The 16,077-nt window shown below is 58.8% G+C and carries 16 protein-coding genes, 2 tRNA genes and 1 pseudogene; 9 read left to right on the top strand and 10 right to left on the bottom strand.

All coding sequences use genetic code 11. The features are described from left to right. Nucleotides 1-18 precede the first annotated feature (18 nt). From AC244Q_RS08165 to AC244Q_RS08150, 4 genes are all read right to left on the bottom strand, one after another. A complete protein-coding gene (locus AC244Q_RS08165) occupies nucleotides 19-489 on the bottom strand; it encodes a hypothetical protein (RefSeq protein WP_113547016.1) in 471 nt (156 codons plus the stop codon). A 230-nt stretch (nucleotides 490-719) separates the two neighbouring features. Continuing rightward, on the bottom strand, nucleotides 720-2,000 hold the full coding sequence (locus tag AC244Q_RS08160; RefSeq protein WP_017993769.1) for an OmpP1/FadL family transporter: 1,281 nt from the start codon (nucleotides 1,998-2,000) through the stop codon (nucleotides 720-722). A gap of 399 nt (nucleotides 2,001-2,399) precedes the next feature. After that, complete coding sequence (locus AC244Q_RS08155) at nucleotides 2,400-5,243, bottom strand: valine--tRNA ligase (protein ID WP_113547017.1); 2,844 nt, start codon at nucleotides 5,241-5,243, stop codon at nucleotides 2,400-2,402. A 115-nt stretch (nucleotides 5,244-5,358) separates the two neighbouring features. Continuing rightward, complete coding sequence (locus AC244Q_RS08150) at nucleotides 5,359-6,228, bottom strand: PopZ family protein (protein WP_113547018.1); 870 nt, start codon at nucleotides 6,226-6,228, stop codon at nucleotides 5,359-5,361. 82 nt (nucleotides 6,229-6,310) lie between these two features. On the opposite strand from AC244Q_RS08150, the gene AC244Q_RS08145 reads away from it, so the two are divergent. Continuing rightward, on the top strand, nucleotides 6,311-6,544 hold the full coding sequence (locus AC244Q_RS08145; RefSeq protein WP_128405732.1) for a hypothetical protein: 234 nt from the start codon (nucleotides 6,311-6,313) through the stop codon (nucleotides 6,542-6,544). Between the two features lie 21 nt (nucleotides 6,545-6,565). Here AC244Q_RS08145 and AC244Q_RS08140 read toward each other — a convergent pair whose 3' ends face one another. Continuing rightward, nucleotides 6,566-7,231 carry a protein-L-isoaspartate O-methyltransferase family protein gene (locus AC244Q_RS08140; protein ID WP_206641033.1) on the bottom strand — a complete coding sequence of 222 codons (666 nt, stop codon included), beginning with the start codon at nucleotides 7,229-7,231 and terminating at the stop codon, nucleotides 6,566-6,568. A gap of 476 nt (nucleotides 7,232-7,707) precedes the next feature. Here AC244Q_RS08140 and AC244Q_RS08135 point away from each other — a divergent pair, with 476 nt between their 5' ends. Both AC244Q_RS08135 and AC244Q_RS08130 read left to right on the top strand, forming a co-directional pair. Continuing rightward, on the top strand, nucleotides 7,708-8,010 hold the full coding sequence (locus tag AC244Q_RS08135) for a hypothetical protein (protein WP_113547019.1): 303 nt from the start codon (nucleotides 7,708-7,710) through the stop codon (nucleotides 8,008-8,010). A gap of 388 nt (nucleotides 8,011-8,398) precedes the next feature. Beyond that, nucleotides 8,399-8,722 carry a hypothetical protein gene (locus AC244Q_RS08130; protein ID WP_113547020.1) on the top strand — a complete coding sequence of 108 codons (324 nt, stop codon included), beginning with the start codon at nucleotides 8,399-8,401 and terminating at the stop codon, nucleotides 8,720-8,722. On the opposite strand, the pseudogene AC244Q_RS08125 reads toward AC244Q_RS08130, so the two are convergent. Then, nucleotides 8,719-8,916 (bottom strand): annotated as a pseudogene (locus tag AC244Q_RS08125) (non-homologous end-joining DNA ligase); the annotation flags it as partial. The gene AC244Q_RS08130 and the pseudogene AC244Q_RS08125 sit on opposite strands and share 4 nt — an antisense overlap. A 287-nt stretch (nucleotides 8,917-9,203) precedes the next feature. On the opposite strand from AC244Q_RS08125, the gene AC244Q_RS08120 reads away from it, so the two are divergent. Then, on the top strand, nucleotides 9,204-9,407 hold the full coding sequence (locus AC244Q_RS08120) for a hypothetical protein (RefSeq protein WP_113547021.1): 204 nt from the start codon (nucleotides 9,204-9,206) through the stop codon (nucleotides 9,405-9,407). A gap of 119 nt (nucleotides 9,408-9,526) precedes the next feature. Here AC244Q_RS08120 and AC244Q_RS08115 read toward each other — a convergent pair. Further along, nucleotides 9,527-9,600 (bottom strand) — tRNA-Cys (locus AC244Q_RS08115). A 262-nt stretch (nucleotides 9,601-9,862) separates the two neighbouring features. Between AC244Q_RS08115 and AC244Q_RS08110 the strand changes: the two genes are divergently transcribed. After that, nucleotides 9,863-10,201: a KTSC domain-containing protein gene (locus AC244Q_RS08110; RefSeq protein ID WP_113547022.1), complete on the top strand. Its 339-nt coding sequence runs from the start codon at nucleotides 9,863-9,865 to the stop codon at nucleotides 10,199-10,201. Here the strand turns inward: AC244Q_RS08110 and AC244Q_RS08105 are convergent. Both AC244Q_RS08105 and AC244Q_RS08100 read right to left on the bottom strand, forming a co-directional pair. After that, nucleotides 10,198-10,521: a hypothetical protein gene (locus tag AC244Q_RS08105; protein WP_081250852.1), complete on the bottom strand. Its 324-nt coding sequence runs from the start codon at nucleotides 10,519-10,521 to the stop codon at nucleotides 10,198-10,200. The genes AC244Q_RS08110 and AC244Q_RS08105 overlap by 4 nt on opposite strands. A gap of 95 nt (nucleotides 10,522-10,616) precedes the next feature. Continuing rightward, nucleotides 10,617-10,934, bottom strand: coding sequence for a hypothetical protein (locus tag AC244Q_RS08100; protein ID WP_113547023.1), 318 nt, complete (start codon nucleotides 10,932-10,934; stop codon nucleotides 10,617-10,619). A 117-nt stretch (nucleotides 10,935-11,051) separates the two neighbouring features. Between AC244Q_RS08100 and AC244Q_RS08095 the strand changes: the two genes are divergently transcribed. After that, nucleotides 11,052-11,126: transfer RNA gene (locus AC244Q_RS08095), tRNA-Asn, on the top strand. Between the two features lie 606 nt (nucleotides 11,127-11,732). Further along, on the top strand, nucleotides 11,733-11,987 hold the full coding sequence (locus AC244Q_RS08090; RefSeq protein ID WP_113547024.1) for a hypothetical protein: 255 nt from the start codon (nucleotides 11,733-11,735) through the stop codon (nucleotides 11,985-11,987). A 259-nt stretch (nucleotides 11,988-12,246) separates the two neighbouring features. Here the strand turns inward: AC244Q_RS08090 and AC244Q_RS08085 are convergent, their stop codons facing one another. Next, nucleotides 12,247-12,426 carry a hypothetical protein gene (locus tag AC244Q_RS08085; protein WP_017993757.1) on the bottom strand — a complete coding sequence of 60 codons (180 nt, stop codon included), beginning with the start codon at nucleotides 12,424-12,426 and terminating at the stop codon, nucleotides 12,247-12,249. Nucleotides 12,427-12,762: 336 nt separating this feature from the next. Here AC244Q_RS08085 and AC244Q_RS08080 point away from each other — a divergent pair, with 336 nt between their 5' ends. Both AC244Q_RS08080 and katE read left to right on the top strand, forming a co-directional pair. Beyond that, on the top strand, nucleotides 12,763-13,659 hold the full coding sequence (locus AC244Q_RS08080) for a hypothetical protein (protein ID WP_113547025.1): 897 nt from the start codon (nucleotides 12,763-12,765) through the stop codon (nucleotides 13,657-13,659). A 206-nt stretch (nucleotides 13,660-13,865) separates the two neighbouring features. Further along, nucleotides 13,866-15,983: a catalase gene (katE, locus tag AC244Q_RS08075; RefSeq protein ID WP_113547026.1), complete on the top strand. Its 2,118-nt coding sequence runs from the start codon at nucleotides 13,866-13,868 to the stop codon at nucleotides 15,981-15,983. Nucleotides 15,984-16,077 lie beyond the last annotated feature (94 nt).

The raw sequence follows: 16,077 nt of genomic DNA, 5'->3' as shown, positions 1-16,077 counted from the left end.
TCAACCGATTTCTTTCGTTCATCCCAGGCAGGCGGCAACGGCGCTCATGCCGTGCATCCCGCGGATGTATTCCTTCGAGGCGAGCGATCCCGCGGCGAGCTCCATGGCTCCTTTGCCCGCGTCGCATCCAGCCCACTGGCCTTTTCTCAAAGGCGGTATTCTCAGCACATCCTTCCGAACCACCCGGCTCCCGGCATGGCTCGACTGCAATCTCCGTGGCATTCGTTCGGCAGGCGCGGCATCCGCCTTCCCGCCTTTGTCGTATTCGTAAACAGAAAATGTGACGAAACCGGTATCGACATGTCCGGCGAAGCCGGGCTGCTCATCCGAGCGGGTCAAAAATAACGACAATGCATGGATCGACGACTTCATCGCGAGGCTGGATCGGCAGCCCGAACAGCCTTGTTCGGAAAGCGAAACGACCGCAATCAAACGACTGTCGCCAATCGCGCCGTACGACCTGGTGCTACCGGAAAAAAATCGACCCATACTACTATTTACACGCACCGTATGCCTGCCATCACCTCGCCCGCAAATAGCGCTGCGCCCTCTTTGTGGCGGGAAATGGACAAATTCGCCCCACCACCACCATACGCCAAACGTCGTAAAAATGTGTTGCTGAATCGTCACAAAACGAGACCGGGAAATGGCATGATTAACGGGCGCAAATAAAGAAGAGCCCGGCAGTGCCGGGCTCCTCAATTCTTCAAATCGGGGAATTAGAACTTGATCTTTAGGCTCGTCGACAGCGCAGCGACCAGATCGTTGCCAAAGGAATAGGAGACATCATCTCCAAACGTTACGCCGTTTTGGGTCACGACGCCAGACGAACCGCTCGTCAACACGCCCACGGCGCCGGCAACGCGCCATTCGATATGTTCGGTCGGCGTGAAGGCTGCACCGAGCCCCAGCGTCCAGCTATCGGTCTGCGCGCCATAGCCCTGGCTAGTGCCGCGATCCCAGGTGAGGCTGACGGCACCTGCCCATTGCTCGTTGAATTTGTGGCCAACACCACCGGTGATCGTCCAGCCGTCCTGGTAAAGAAGGTCGAGCGACGTCAGCTCCGTCGCACCGCCGGAGGTGCAGGCGACTAAGCCCTTGGTCGATTTTGGGCAGAAAGGCACGGACTGCAGGACACTCCAGTTGGTCCATTTTAGCGAGCCAAACGCAAGCCAATCCGGAGCGATACCGCTTTGCAACTTAAGCTCAAGCGAATCCGGCGCTTCGGCAGAGCCGAAGACGTCTGTGACCCTTCCATAAGGAGCGCCATTCAGCGGTGCAAATGGTGCAGTCACCTGCGTCAGATCCACCGTACCGGTCAGATTGTCGTATTTTACGCGGCTGTTATAGACGAGGCTCGCTCGCATTGCATATTCCGGAATCTCGTAGGCGAGACCGGCGCGCCAGCCCCAGCCACTATCTTCGAGATCGAGGCGGCCGACGCCGTTGCCGGTACCGACCAGAAGGGGAACGGTTGAAACCAGACGTTCCTTGAAGCCTTCGACTTCCTGATAAAAAGCGCCGCCGATAAACCGAAGCTGACCAGGGCCGACATCAAAACGATAGGAGCAGGTGCCACCATAGTTGCGGGTTTTGATCTCTGTCTCAATGTTATTGTTGGCACCGGCCCAGTTCAGACCGGGGTCGGTATGCCCGCCGAAGGGCTCTGAATAGTCGACCAGGCAGTCGATTGCATCGCCAAAACCAGCCTTAAAGCCAATATAAGGGATGGTGTAATTTGAGCTATCGTCAGCGGTGTTTGGACGGCTGTTCAGATTTCCACCGCCCGGAGATGTCGATGTGTCCGTGTCACGGACGTCCTTCAGCTTGCGCTGGGGCGTGACGTAGGTAACGCCCGACTGAAACGAGAAAGGCGACGTGTCGAACAACTGATCGATGTTATAGCCGCCGCGCTCCAGACCGCCCGCGAAGGACGGCGATGCAAGCGACGAAAGAAGAACGAGCGATGTTATGCCCTTGGAAAACCTACGAGATGCCATTGTGTCTCCCCCACTCCAGCAATTGATGTGACCCCACTCTAGTAAGTGTTCGCGTGATATGGCAACGCGCCCCACGGCAGCGCTCCCAGGCATTGCAGTGGCTAACTTACGTAAAGAAATTGACGGACACGTCAAAAAACCTGGTTAATAAAATTTTATTCCAGGCCTATCGAATTTCAGGTGGGCTTTTGGGTTTTCATTCCAAACATTGCAGAAGCTGTATCAATCCGACAACAGTGGCAGTTTTCGCCCGCTGGATGCCCGTTCAGCCAAAATCCACAGGCTCCGCGCCCGAAACCAGCCGTTTCACGACCGAATCGCATGCGCCCAGAACGATAAAAAGACGCGCCGGCAGAGGGCGCGTCTTTGAAATAACTTACCAAAAAGGATCGGCGAAACTTACCCGGCTTCGCTTACCCTGGAAAGAGCGATCCCCAGGCTTGCGATCTGCCCCTTCAGTTCCTCGAGACGATCGCGCTCGGCCTCGACCACTTCAGGATTGGCGTTGGCGACGAACTTCTCGTTGGAGAGTTTGCCGTCTATGCGGGAGATCTCGCCCTCCATCTTGGCAATCGCCTTTTCCAAACGAGCCTTTTCGGCGGAAAGGTCGATCAGATTGCCGAGCGGCAGGCAGATGGTGGCCTCGGCGATGACGATCTGAGCGGCACCCTTCGGCGCATCGTCAGCCAGCGATATCGCCTCGACGCGCGCAAGGCGCTTGATGGCGGCGTCGTGGCGGAACAGCCTTTCACGCGTCAGGTTGTTGGCCTTGACGACAACGAGCGGGGCTGTCGCCGATGGCGGCACGTTCATCTCAGCACGCACCGAGCGGATGCCGGAAACGAGGTCGATCAGCCAGTTGATCTCGTCGGCGGCCCCGTCGTCGGCATAGGACGGCGCCGGCCATTCGGCGTGGCAGACCAATGTGTCGCGCTCTTTGCCTTCGCCTGCCGTATGGGCCCAAAGCTCTTCGGTCATGAAGGGCATGAAGGGATGCAGCAGCTTGTAGATCTCTTCGAGAATATAAGCGCTGCAGGCCTGGGCTTCGGCCTTGGCGCCCTCGTCCTCACCATTGAAGACCGGCTTCAACAGTTCGAGATACCAGTCGCAGACCTCGTTCCAAACGAAGCGGTAGAGCGCGCCGGCAGCATCATTGAAACGGAAGGCTTCGAGCGCTTCCGTAACGTCACGTTCCGTGCGGGCAAGTTCCGTCAGGATCCAGCGGTTGATGGTGAGCTCGGCGGCTTCGGGCACGAAATGCGGATCGCTCTTCGCGCCGTTCATCTCGGCGAAACGTGTGGCGTTCCAGAGCTTGGTGCCGAAATTGCGGTAGCCGGCGATGCGGGCCGGATCGAGCTTCACGTCGCGGCCCTGCGCCGCCATGATCGCCAGGGTGAACCGCAGCGCGTCGGCGCCGTATTCGTCGATCAGTTCCAAGGGATCGATGACGTTGCCCTTCGATTTCGACATCTTCTGCCCATTCTTGTCGCGCACCAGCGCGTGGACATAGACGGTCTGGAAGGGCTCGACGGGTTCGCCATCCTCATCCTTCATAAGGTGCAGGCCCATCATCATCATGCGCGCGACCCAGAAGAAGATGATGTCGAAGCCGGTGACGAGAACGTTGGTCGGGTAATAACGCGCCAGCTCCGGCGTCTCGTCCGGCCAGCCGAGCGTCGAGAAAGGCCAGAGTGCTGAGGAGAACCAGGTGTCGAGCACGTCCTCGTCACGCGTCAGGATTTCGCCCGGCTTGAAGTTTTCGAGCAGGTCCTCGACATAGGCCTTCATCGGCCCCTCATGCGAGAGGTAGTGCTGGATCGCCGCCTGCAGCGCCTCTTCCTCGGTCTTTTCGACGAAGACCTGGCCGTCCGGGCCGTACCAGGCGGGAATCTGATGCCCCCACCAGAGCTGGCGGGAGACGCACCAGGGCTGGATATTTTCCATCCATTCGTAATAGGTCTTGTCCCAGCTCTTCGGCACCATCTTGGTGCGGCCCTCGCGGACCGAGGCGATCGCCGGCTCGGCGAGCGTCTTGGCATCGACATACCATTGTTCGGTCAGCCGCGGCTCGATCGGCACGCCACCGCGATCGCCGTGCGGGACCATATGCTTGTGCGGCTCGATCTTGTCGACGAGGCCCGCCTCTTCGAAAATCTCGACGATGACCTTGCGCGCATAGAAGCGGTCCTGCCCTTCCAGGCGGTCCCAGGCGCCGTGCAGCGCCGCCGGATTGTCGAGACCTTCGAGAAAGTCCTCATTGTCCTTGATGGTGATCGTGCCGTCGCCGTTCATGATATTGATGACGCGAAGACCTGCGCGCTTGCCGACGTCGAAGTCGTTGAAATCGTGCGCGGGCGTTATCTTCACCGCGCCGGTGCCGGCAGCCGGATCGGCATAATCGTCGGCAACGATTGGAATTCTGCGGCCGACGATCGGCAGAATGACATGCTTGCCGACAATGCCCTGATAGCGTTCGTCCTTCGGATTGACGGCAACACCGGTATCGCCCAGCATGGTCTCAGGTCGTGTCGTTGCGACGACCACATAATCGCGCGTCTCGAATTCGGTCGGCTTGCCTTCCTCATCAAATGCAATCGGATATTGGTAGGTTACGCCCCTTTCCAATGGATAGCGCAGGTGCCAGAGATTGCCCTTGACCTCGTGCTGCTCGACTTCGATATCGGAAATCGCCGTCAGCAGCTTCGGATCCCAATTGACCAGGCGCTTGTCCTTGTAGATCAGACCTTCTTTGTAGAGCGTGACGAAAACTTCGATAACCGCCTTCGACAGGCCCTCGTCCATGGTGAAACGTTCGCGCGACCAATCGCATGACGCACCAAGACGCTTCAGCTGGTTGAAGATCAGGCCGCCCGATTCCGCCTTCCACTCCCAAATCTTGTCGATGAAGGCTTCGCGGCCCATGTCGCGGCGGCCCGGCAGTTGCTGTTCCATCAGCTTGCGCTCGACGACCATCTGCGTGGCGATGCCGGCGTGGTCCATGCCCGGCTGCCAGAGCACGTCCTTGCCGCGCATGCGCTCGAAGCGCACCAGGATGTCCTGCAGCGTGTTGTTCAGTGCGTGCCCCATGTGCAGCGAACCGGTTACATTCGGCGGCGGGATCACGATGGCGAAGGTTTCGGCCCCCGGTCTGGCGTTCGCGCCGGCGCGGAAAGCATCCGCCTCGTCCCATTTCGCGGCGATTTTCGGTTCGACGGCGGCGGAATCATAGGTCTTGTCGAGCATTTTCTGACCAATTTCGAAGTTCGAGGATGGCCGTTTGTAAATAGGATGGTCACGACCAAGTCAATAAAAAAGCCGCCCCGGAGACGGAGCGGCTTTTCAGAAAAAAGCAATCCGATCAGCGGCGCGGGCCGCGCGCCACGCGCTCAATTTCTTCGCGCACCAACCGCTCGACCAGTGTCGGCAGATTATCATCAAGCCATTCGCGCAGCATCGGGCGAAGCATGTCCTCTGCGATCTCATCCAGCGAGCGGCGCTCGGCACCGTCGATCGCGGCGGCGAGCTCCTCAAAGGAGCGGCTGATCTGCAGGCCGGCATCCTCCGAAAGCAGCGTCGGCTGGACCTCGTCCATGACGCTTGGGAGGAAACGGTCGGTCGAAGACTGAGCGGGTTCCGTGGCCGGCAGCGCTGTTTCGACGGCAGGCGCAGGCTCTGCGACGGCGACCCTCTGCGTTTCCGTAAACACCGGCTCGGCCGGCTGCTGGATCGCAACATGCTGAACGGGCGCTGCGGCATCCGAGAAAACAGGCTGTGCCGGCTGCGGTTGCGGTGCCGCGGCGCGCGGCGGTTCCGGCATCACGGAAGGCTGCGGTTCGGGCTGACGGAAGCCGCTCGGAATTTCGCGCAAAGCTTGACCGGCCTGCACGGCGCTGCGCTCGGAGGCGGCGCGCACGCGGGCGGCGACATCGGCCAGCGACATCGCACGGGCCGGAACTTCTGCTTCGGGGGCGGTGCCGGCCGAATTGGCGGCGACGAAACGCGGATCGGAGGAGCGCATGACCGGTTCGGGGAATTCCACGCCGGCATAGGTGTCGTCGACCGTCAGATGAATTTCGGAGCCGTTGTCATCCTCGTCGGCGCCGTAGACCGGCGGGAGGGACGCGGAAATCGCCTTGCCGGCGCCGGGCTCATTGCTTTCGATGATCTGGCGGATGGAGGCCAGAATTTCTTCCATGGACGGTTCACGCGCTACACTTGGCTGAGCCATTTCTATCCCCGTTATCCCAAAACAACGACCGGATGGTGTGGAGCATTCATCCGAATCACCACGACCTTAGAATACCCCAGGCGTGAAAAAAATCATCGCGAATCAAAATGAATGCGGCCATGCACAGTTTTGTTACCTGATGTTTGCCACCCGCAAAGCCTATCGCGATTTTGCGGCGGCGACATCCCATGAAACAGAATTTGAAGCGCATAACATCCGTCCGATCGGCCGTGGCGGCGTCAGGATAGGCGATGTTTGTGAAGGCTTTCCAGCGGCGCTGACAAAAAAAACGGGCGCCCATGGCGCCCGTCGCTGAACGTCGTAGACAAGAACGATGTCAGAAAACGAATTCGCGCGCCTTGGCGAAGCCCGGCAGCGGCTTGACCGAGGCATTGAAGAAGACGTTTTCCGAAATGGCGCCGCGCTCGGCGACGAAGACCTTGGCGCGAGCGGCATTGCCGTAACCTTCGACGGTGATCAGACGGCCACCATCGCGCAATTGACCGAGAAGAGCGGCCGGAACCTCTTCGACCGCGCCGTTGATGAAGATCAGATCATAGGGAGCGCCGGCAGCGTAGCCCTGTTCGAGCGGGCCGGTCACGACCTCGACCTTGGCGTAGCCGGTAAGCTGCAACTTCGCTTCAGTGGCCAGCGTCTCGTCGCATTCGAGCGCGATGACGGAGCCGGCAACGATCGACAACAGCGCCGAAGTGTAACCCGTGCCGCATCCAACCTCGAGCACGAAGTCGTCCTTGGTGATCGCGGCCAGTTGCAACAGCTTGGCAAGCGGCGACGCTTCCATCAGGAAGCGGGCCGGCTTTCCCGATGCAGCTGCGGAGATCTCGACGTCGTTGTCGATATAAGCCAGCAGCTTCGCCTTCTCCGGCACGAAAGCCTCACGCGGCACCGTGAGAAACGCCGTCAGCACGGAATGCGAGGTAACGTCCGTCGTGCGAACCTGGGTATCGACCATCTTTACGCGCGCTGCTTCGAAATCCATCATGTCCTCTCGCTCTTGAAAAGCGGTTCCTGTCCCTCGTCTCTTAATCCCCGCCACGGATGCTTTCAAGGCTTGGCAGGCGCCGGCGAAAAGAATCCGGACGGCGCCTCTTCCGCGCCACAGGGGCAGGATGGACGCTGCAACTCCAGCGTGGAATCTTTTGCCCCTTCATGTTATGATTTCCACCGGAGGAAATAGGAGGAGCAGGCCATGTCTGCGATTTTCGAGTATTTCACGCTGTTCGATTTCTTCATCGTCGCAGCGCTCATCGCCATATTCTGCTGCGGGCTGCTGGACGGCGAAACGACGTGGAAGCGATAGGGCGACGAAACGCGCTCGATACCCCTGCATGGCGTCTGCGGCAATCATGCCCGGCGCTGGTCCGGCACGCGCTCGTTTCCCTTGAAATCCAGCCCCGACAGCCGCACGCGCATTAACGTTACGTCAACCATTTTGTTGCGGCGCCCTCGCCTTGCGCTATGGGTGTGTGCATGCAAACCTTCATGATCCAATCGCGCGGCATAGAAGCGCTTCACTACAATGCCGATGCCCGCCTGCTGCTGATCAAATACAGCAGCGGCGACATTCGCAGCTTCACCCGCATTTCGCCGCAAGGCATGCGGCGGCTTCTCGGCGCCGGCCCCGAAATCGATAACGGCCCCGAATTGAGCGATCTGCAATATCAGGCGCAAATCCGGAAAGGCGGCCTGAAGGCGCTCTACCGCCTCACGGGGATTAATCCGTTACAGTTCGATTTTTCGCCCGGCCAGCGGGTCTGGTAGCATCGCAAACGCCAATGCCGCACCGCTGAGCCAGCAGCGTTTCACATAGATTATGTCATGTGGAAGATGTTCGAGGCCTCGCCCGGGAACGACGCAAGCGGGCGGAGTCAAATGGTCACCGAGATTATCGCCACACCTCCGCCAAAATATTTCTCATTGGAAATCAACGGCGGCTGCCACACCCTACCACACCTCAAGTGAATGCAAAGCTCGCAGAGATGCCGGTTCCGAAGGCAGCATCGTCCCCACCGATGCACATCATCTCTGAAACTCAAACACCTGTTGAACAACCGCGCACTTGGTAACCAATGTCACAAAAGTCCAGAAATAGTGCTTGCGCAAATTACTCGCGTGGGCTGTAGCTAATTACTTGGGTGGGGGAGAATTAATGAACATAATTAATCACGCAGGCATGTCCTCTGCGGCTGCCATAGCGTCACTGGACGAGGATGTTATTCAGCTTCTGTATATGACTGCGAAGGAAGTCGATCTCTGCTGTCTCATGACTGACGGGGAATGGGAAGACTACGACAAAACTGTTGTAAATCGCGCATGCGATCTTGGCCTCATCACCATTCATAGTCCTGGTGGCGGGTGGAGTTACGTCACGGGTTGGCGGCTCACAAAGCTCGGCGAAGAAACAATAGGAATCCCGTACAAGCTTAGCATCCTATCGCGTCTTCTGGCATTCGTCACCCGCGTTGAACGCTAGTCGATCTCATAAATCGCCGCATTGTCCTGCAGCTCGCGAAGCCCCTTGAACTGGCGGAGCTTGCCGTCATCCGTCCATGCCCTGTATTCGATCTCGGCGATCAGCGTCAGCTGTAATCAGACGACGTCCCTCCGCCTGCCGTCATAGGGAACCGCCGTCGTCTTTCGCTTGACCCTGTCCATCATGCCGCGCAGCCCGCCTCGTCGAACCTTTCGCCGTCCTTACAGGCGGCCACGCGACGGCGACGCCCAAGGAGCTGGCTTCAAGCTCATCGAACACCATGATCGCGCTCTAAGGCCACTCTGTGTGTCGCTATTTTGATATTCACCGGCTTCCGAGTGCCTGATGTCTCGCAGCTCGGCCCGCAGCACCGTCGCAGGGACATGTTCAAGCTTCGCTTGCCGGCCTCGACCATCTCACCGCCAATTCTGTTCGGAAGAGCCTCGCGACCGACGTCGCTTGTAACGAAGCGACCTCGAGCATGCTGTTGGTCGCTTGTAACGAAGCGACCGGCAGCATGCTCGAGGCGATGCTCGGCTGGGGCGATGGAAAGACCTCAAAAATTTATACGAAAATGCCGATCGCGCGCGCCTGGCACGACAGACTTGTCGCGGGAATCAACTGGGATGGCGTAAGTACCAAACTGCTTGCGCTGACCGACGAAAGCGCCGTGGCGAACGGATAAACCGGGAACACATTGCCACACCCTGCCTTTGGCGTGGCGGAACGATTCAAGTCCAAGCGGCCACACCTCGGAAATTATCGAGGCTTTTGCAATAGTTTATCGCTGTGGTGAAAAGATGTTGGAGGCCTCGCCCGGAATTGAACCGGGGTACAAGGATTTGCAGTCCTCTGCGTCACCACTCCGCCACGAGGCCTCACGCGCTCGTTATCTGAGCCGTGGCGAGCGTTTAGAATGATCGTAAGGAAATCGCAAGAGGGCATTTCGGAAAAACGCTATTCCGCGGTTGTCGAAACGACCATTTTTCCATCCCGAAACGGAGCGGGCGCGGGCTGGAATTTCCGCGGCCGTGACGATGCCCCATTTCCTGCCAATGATGGCATTTGAAACAAATTCTTGACTTGACTTCGATCGTCGTCCGGGACTCAATTACCCTCGGGAGGGTATAGGAGCTTGAGATGGATTGGGCTGCCCTCAAATCGAAGCGCGTGCGTGCAGCATACGACGCCGAAACCCGGGATCTGCATGTAAAATTCCCTGGTTCTCCACCGGTGAAACATGCCGATATTCCGCCGCACGTCCACCAGAACCTGCTGGAAACGGACGATCCATACTTCTATTACCAGTACTATGTAGCGCCGTCTCGCGTATCACCGGGCTCTCGACAACCAGCCTCCGTGGCGTCCTACGCAGTGAAGCTCGTCCTTCTCCTTGCCGCCTGCAGCCTGCTGATGACGACCGGCCTCGATCCGGACCACGGCGGAACTTTCGAGGAAAGCGAACTCAGATCCAACTAGACGCGAATTTGCAGCCCAATCTCGGGGCCTGCGACAAGGCGGCTGGTTCCGGCGTCGAAATTGTCGCTCCTGTTCTGAGAACGGTAGCGCCGATTGTCCCGCTCGCGGTCGTTCCTCCCATCGCGCTCATTCCGGCCGTTGAAATTGCGATAGTTGCGAGGCCCGTTGTAGCTGCCGCCTTGACCGTGGTCGACCACGCAACCTTCGGGACGGCGACAGATGCCGCGAGCGTCGAAACCGCCGCTGTCTACTTGGGCCTCGGCGGAAACACCTGAGAGAAGCGCCGCTGCCGACAGGACGACAACAAAAGATACCTTCATTTCCTCACCTGGACCATTGTGACGCAATTTTGCGTTTTACATTCCATAAACCACGAATGCGAAAAGCGATCCACAGGTCCACGCCCTCCTGCCGATCAGCCAGCCGGTTTTCGCCGTCTGTGCCACCAGACAGCCAGCCGCCGCCGAAGCCGGCGCGCGAACGGCAGATCGTGCGAGAGCACGAGGAAACCGAGCGGCAGCATCCAGAAGCCGAGGATGGGCAGGAAACCCAACACGCCGCAGAAGATGAGGGCCATGCCGAGTGCCATCCGCGCGATGCGCGAGCGCGGCATGCCGATGCTGAAAGAGCCGAGCACAAGCCTGCCGCTTGCATGATCGATGCCGAAGCGCACTGCCCGTGCCTTGCGCTTCTCCCCGCCTCTCGTCTCCTGACGATCATTCACGTTTGTCATTCCCCAGAGATGGGCGCAGGCACCCCAAATACAAGTTCATTTCATTTTTTTGAAAAAACCGCTTGGCAAATCGGGAAAGCGTTTGTATTAGCCCACTCACACCGCGCCAAGCAGTGATCCCTGGTAGCTCAGCGGTAGAGCATTCGACTGTTAATCGACAGGTCGCCGGTTCGAATCCGGCCCGGGGAGCCATTTTTTCAAGTAATCGCCTGTTTCGTTGATAATCCGAAAGCAGGCGTTTTCTTCCCCACTTTCCCTCCCCGGTTTTGAGATTTGATTTTTCGAAATGGGGCTCAACAAATTTTTCTTATTAATTTCTCCTGAATCTTAAATCCGCTACTGGCAGCGGATCGCACTGTAGGATTGTCTGTCGCCAAGGTTAAGAGCGTTGGGCCGGTCCATGCAATCGCACTGTCTTTCGATCGACTGACCGATCAGCCAGGCAACTAGCGCCCTCAAAGCGCGTGTCGTGCTTCTCGTCGTACCCTGGTTATTGCGCCTCCCTCACCTAGCCCTAAATCAGCACTTCCTAATCCTTGCGAAAATTCACAAGGCGCATAAATTCAATCTATCAGATGGCTTTTGCTGGTGACCACGGATGTACTGGCACCCTGCTGATGCAATCAAAGAAGGGTCGGCGCGAGCATTCGCCCGACCCTTTCTTTTTATCCAAGACCATCCCTGCCCGGGTCGCCATCCGCGCGCACATCGCCGTCAAGCCGGCGGCCTAGTCATGTGCATTTACGATGGGTAGGCAACCGCTGGCCAACCAACCGCCGGCGGTGTAAAGCAAACGCCATGGCGCTAGATCCCGAAAAAGCATTTTTAGATTACAGTGCGGCGGACTGCAGCGTGCAGTTTTGGACCGCCAACGCACCGGTCGTGCAATTCACCTCTTTGGAAGCCGCCGTCAGGTTCGCAAAAGACCATGGCGGCAGGTGGGAAGAGATTGAGATAACAGTCCATCTGCCGCGCGAGGACATCGTATTCGCCACCGGAAAAGTGCATCAACTCATTGATGCTTTACCAGGTGACCTCCGGAAAAAACCGTAATGAAGTGGATCGGCAGTCAATAGGACCGCCGACGCTCCGCCGGGCGCAGCGAAACACATACTATCGCCACAGCACCGGGATAAATCACGGCCATGGCTTTGGGTATGGCGATAGGAATCGGAATAGGCGCCGCAGTCGGGCCGACGCTGTTCGATGACGCCGCGATCGGCGCCGCCGTCGGGGCTGTCATCAAACGGAAATGACCGCCCGCCTGACGCTCCGGACGATCCCGTTCATTGTACGGGCAAGGCGACCACCTCTAATAGCTGCACGAACGGCCGTCACCGGGTCGGAAGCCATCGGCGCAGGCCGGGTTCATCGAATCTCCCGGCTGATATCCCGATGCCGAGCCATATGAATTCGGCGGCGTCGAGCATGCCGAGGTCATGGCGGCAAGACTGATTGCTCCGGCTGCTACAAATGCCCGAAATCTCTTCATCGATGCTTCTCCCGTTTACGCCGCGACCGAGTGATGAGAGCCTCTCCTCTCTCCTCGCAGATCACATTCGCTTCAAGATATAGGCGCGCTCTTCGGCTGGCGTTAGCTCCGAGCGCGCAAGAATTCTCATCGATCTCGATCAGCTCCGCATGAAGATCGTCGATGACCAAGCCGGCCGGGAACAAAGACCGTGGTTCAAAGTTGAGTGGCATCAACCACGTAACGTCAGTTTCTGACAGGAGGTCTTTCATGGGTCGCGGTATTCTTCTTTGGCTGCTTGGTGTTCCACTGCCGATCATCATCCTTCTTGCTCTGTTTATGCGATAGGGACAGATCATGTCGCTTTCAATGACAGGTTCCGGAGAGATTGCTACTCCGGTCGAATCTTCCAAATCCGCCATGACATGGGGGCCCATTTTCGGAGGCGCCGCGGCTGCCATCGGAGTGACCCTCATTCTTTTGCTGCTTGGATCCGGGGTTGGGTTGACGATGGTGTCGCCCTGGTCGGGGCAAAGCAGTTCGCTCGGCACGGTCGGGGTGACGGCGGCGATCTGGCTGGTTGTCGTGCAATGGCTCTCCTCCGGGCTCGGAGGTTATATCACCGGCCGGCTGCGCACGAAGTGGGCGGCCGTCCATACCGACGAGGTGTTCTTCCGTGACACGGCGCATGGCTTCATCAGCTGGGCGCTGGCGACGATCTTCGTTGCCGGCTTTTTGGCCTCGTCGCTGACCTCGCTTGCCGGTGCCAGCGCACAAGCCGTGGGTTCGGCGGCCACCGCCGCAGGTACGGCGGCGTCCTCGGCGGCATCGACCGCGGATCTGCCCACCGCCTATTTTACCGACGCTTTGCTGCGTCCTGAACAGGCCCGTGCTGGAGCAACATCCGATGATACCGCAGCAACAGCAGAAGTCTCCCGCATCCTCCTCAACGGTGCGGCCGCGGGCCAGATCCCGGATGACGACAAGGCCTATCTTGCCACCATCGTCTCTGCTCGCACCGGTCTTTCCGAGGCCGATGCGCGCACCCGCGTCGACACTGTGCTGAAGCGCATCGACGACGCCAAGGTCGCCGCCCAGAAAGCCGCCGATGAGGCACGCAAGGCTGCCTCCACCACGGCATTGCTCGGCGCGTTGTCACTTCTGATCGGGGCTTTCATCGCTGCCGCCGCAGCAGCGTTTGGCGGGTCGCAACGCGACGAAGAGGAAGACCTCCTCGTCACGCCCCGGATCTAAGGCCCGAGGCTCAGGATCAACGGAAACCGGGGCGCGGGGTCGAAAGGCCCCGCGCCCCATTTATGTGGAGCCATCCCCGGCTCTGCTGTGGTTGGATCATCGTCCGCCCCCAGGCCTTTTTCTCAGTGGCGGTTTATTTCGCATCGGGCGGAACATGTGGCCGTTGGCGAGCTTCGGTTAGGTAAAACCCTTTCCGGAGAACATAGATGGCCAAGAAAACCTCCCAAACCTCGCCCTCGGACACGGCAACGATCCATGATCAGAAACTGCACCGGGGTGCAGGCGGCGAGCTTCATCAGTTTGCCGAAGACGGCATGCCGGTGCTGACCACAGCGCAAGGTGGCCCCGTTTCCGACGATCAGAACACGCTTCGTCTCGGCGCCCGCGGCCCCGCTCTCATCGATGACTTCCACTTCCGTGAGAAAATCTTTCATTTCGACCACGAGCGCATTCCCGAGCGGGTCGTGCATGCGCGCGGTTACGGCGCGCATGGCTACTTCGAAACATATGAATCCCTGGCCGCCTATACCCGGGCCGATCTTTTCCAGCGGCCCGGCGAAAAGACGCCAGCCTTCGTCCGGTTTTCGACCGTTGCCGGCAGCAAGGGTTCCTTCGATCTGGCGCGCGACGTGCGCGGTTTCGCCGTGAAGATCTACACCCAGCAGGGGAATTGGGACCTGGTCGGTAATAATATCCCGGTTTTCTTCATTCAGGACGCGATCAAATTTCCCGACATCATCCATTCCGTAAAGCCGGAGCCCGACAAGGAATTCCCGCAGGCGCAGTCGGCGCATGACAATTTCTGGGACTTCATTACGCTGACGCCCGAAAGCATGCACATGATCATGTGGGTGATGTCGGACCGCGCCATTCCGCGATCGTTCCGCTTCATGGAGGGTTTCGGCGTTCATACCTTCCGCTTCGTCAATGCAGCGGATGAATCGACCTTCGTCAAATTCCACTGGAAACCGAAGCTCGGGCTGCAGTCCGTCGCCTGGAACGAGGCAGTCAAGATCAATGGTGCGGATCCGGATTTCCACCGCCGCGACCTTTGGCAGGCGATCCAGTCGGGAAACTTTCCCGAATGGGAACTCTGCGTGCAGCTTTTCGACCAGGACTTCGCCGACACGTTCGACTTCGACATCCTCGATCCGACGAAGATCATCCCCGAGGAGATCCTTCCGGTCAAACCGATCGGCCGTCTCGTGCTCGACCGAATGCCCGACAACTTTTTTGCTGAGACCGAGCAGGTCGCATTCATGACGCAGAACGTTCCCCCCGGCATCGACTTCAGCAACGATCCCCTTCTGCAGGGACGGAATTTCTCCTATCTCGACACGCAGCTGAAACGTCTGGGCGGTCCGAATTTCACACATTTGCCGATCAACGCGCCGAAGTGTCCCTTCCACAATTTTCAGCAGGATGGCCATATGGCGATGCGCAATCCCGTCGGGCGCGTCAATTACCAGCCGAATTCCTGGAATCAGGGCCCGCGGGAATCGCCGGTTCAGGGCTATCGGCACTTCCCGGCCGAGGAGCAGGGTCCCAAGGTTCGGCTGCGCCCGGAAAGCTTTGCCGATCACTACAGCCAAGCCCGGCAATTCTACATCAGCCAGACGCCGCCGGAGCAACGCCATATCGCCGCAGCGCTGATCTTCGAACTGAGCAAGGTCGAAACACCGGTCATTCGCGAGCGTATGGTCTCGCATCTCTTGAACATCGACGAGACGTTGGCCAGCAAGGTCGGCCACGCACTCGGCTTCAAATCGATGCCGAAGCCTGCCGATGCGGCCATGCCGACGCGGCAGGATCTCGAGCCGTCGCCGGCGCTCAGCATCGTCGAGCGCGGTCCGAAACGGTTCGAAGGACGCAAGCTCGGCATTCTTGTCAGCGATGGCACCGATGCCGCGGTCTTCAAGGCGCTGCTTGCCGAGATCACCGAGCAGAAGGCAACATTCGAAGTGATCGCGCCAAAGATCGGCGGCGTGACGCTCTCGGACGGCAACTGGATCGAGGCGCATCAGATGATCGACGGCGGACCTTCGGTGCTTTACGACGCCGTCGCCCTCCTCCCCTCAGCCGAGGGAACCGGCGATCTGCTGAAGGAGGCTACGGCCCGCGATTTCGTGGCAGATGCCTTCGTGCACTGCAAGTTCATCGGCTATGTGGAAACAGCGCTACCGCTCATGCAGAAGGCCGGAATTGCCGATTCACTGGATGAGGGCGTGATTGCGCTCGGAGCGGCGAAGGATGTCACGGCTTTTATCAAGGCGCTTGGCAAACTGCGTGTCTGGGGCCGGGAGCCATCGGTCAAATTGAATTGACTGACTCGTCGCCGCCGTCCGCGCCCGGGAATGCCCGTTGTAATCATAAAACCCGCGGAAACGCGGGTTTTATCTCACGCTGATTGTGTTGCAG

The sequence above is a fragment of the Rhizobium sp. CB2179 genome (assembly GCF_057653455.1).
Note: the sequence above shows the minus strand (reverse complement) of the source record. Positions and strands in the feature narration are given on the sequence as shown.